2 protein-coding genes are annotated in these 1,417 nt (G+C 34.9%); both read right to left on the reverse strand.

Annotated elements, in window-relative coordinates; genetic code table 11:
* Window positions 1-133: 133 nt before the first annotated feature.
* On the reverse strand, window positions 134-709 hold the full coding sequence (locus HMPREF2696_RS03365; protein ID WP_070587819.1) for a hypothetical protein: 576 nt from the start codon (window positions 707-709) through the stop codon (window positions 134-136).
* 26 nt (window positions 710-735) lie between these two features.
* Window positions 736-1,417, reverse strand: a 682-nt coding sequence (locus HMPREF2696_RS11745) for an RHS repeat domain-containing protein (protein ID WP_249967826.1), incomplete at its 5' end; no start/stop codon positions are given.

Below are 1,417 nucleotides of genomic sequence, written 5' to 3' on the forward strand. Positions count from 1 at the left end.
CTCAAAGAAGATAGTGAGGTCGTCTGAAAAGTTTTAGTAATTTTTGTCAGACGGCCTCACAGTGTTGATTACGTGTATGCTAGGAGCACCTATTACTCATGTAGACTACACTTGTTAAATAAAAAAATAAGATTCAAAGTTCGTTATATTTTAATGGTAAGCATAAAGATTCCATAAAGCTTTTAGCTTTTTCAGAAACAAAAACTCCTAATTTATCCCCTGTACCATGATAAAAATCTGATTCATTATCAATAGCATAATCGCATTCTTGAGGAGATTTTTTATGAAAACTAATAAAATCATTAGCTTTTATCCACCACAAATTTGGCATTTTGTCTGCAATTGATTGATTGTGCCTACCTTTATCAATTACATCATCAATGGAGTAATATTTTTCAAAATAATCTTCTGAAAGATTTTTCCAATCACACTTAATAATTTTATTTTTGACAGCAAGAATTGCAGTAAATCCCGTTAGTCCTGAAGTAAATAAAGAATCTTTAATTTTCTGGGAAACTATCAAGCTTCTATTCGATACATAGGCCTCTGGTACATCAGGACCTAGTCGATCAATATATATTTCAGGGCTAGGAACATTTCTAGTTTTTTTAGAGGCATGTCCTTCCCATAAAATATGAGCAAAATCGCCGTAAATATCAGTTTTTTCAGAAAATGAGGAAAGATCGCTATAAACTTCAAATAATTTCATAATTATTACCTTTTACAAAAAATCTATTATTTTTTTCCAATTATAAAGGCAGTTGGCCCATTTCGTTTATATTTTCTAACATAATTTCTAGTTGCTCTAGGAATGTTGTGTTGTTTCATCATAACTTGTATTTGATCCATTATGTCAGATAATTTGAAATTAGGATTATTACTAAACCAAGTTTTCCATTGCTGGTTCCAACCTCTCCTATGTATATCATCATGTTTTTTTGCATCAATACGTACTATTTGCTGATCTATAAATTGCCGTCTTGCCTTTTTACTTTTAAGTCCACATTGTTCTAATTGAGCTACAAAATCTTCATCTTTAAGCATTTCTTGAGGAACAGTATGATGATCTCGCATCGCATTAGGCCTTTGTGATCTTAAGCGGTGGTTTGGCTTTCTATCCAAACCTAAAGGATCTAGCCAATCTTGCCCATTAGGAGCGAACCAATAAAGATTTTCCCCGCCAGCTAATCCAATCGGGTCTTGATTGATGAATCTACCAGTGTCTGGCTCATAGTAACGGAAGAAATTATAGTGCAGTCCGGTCTCTTCATCGAAGTATTGGTTTTGCAGTCTGAACGGCTGGTGCGCGTTCTTGTAAACCCGCTCATCTTTTTTCAGACGACCCCAGGCAGTGTATTCACCGTACCATAAGAGATTGCCATGAATATCGGTCATCTCGCGCGGTATGCCGACTTGG

Origin of the sequence: Neisseria sp. HMSC058F07 (genome assembly GCF_001810035.1) — a bacterium.
In the GTDB taxonomy this organism is placed as follows: Bacteria; Pseudomonadota; Gammaproteobacteria; order Burkholderiales; family Neisseriaceae; genus Neisseria; species Neisseria perflava.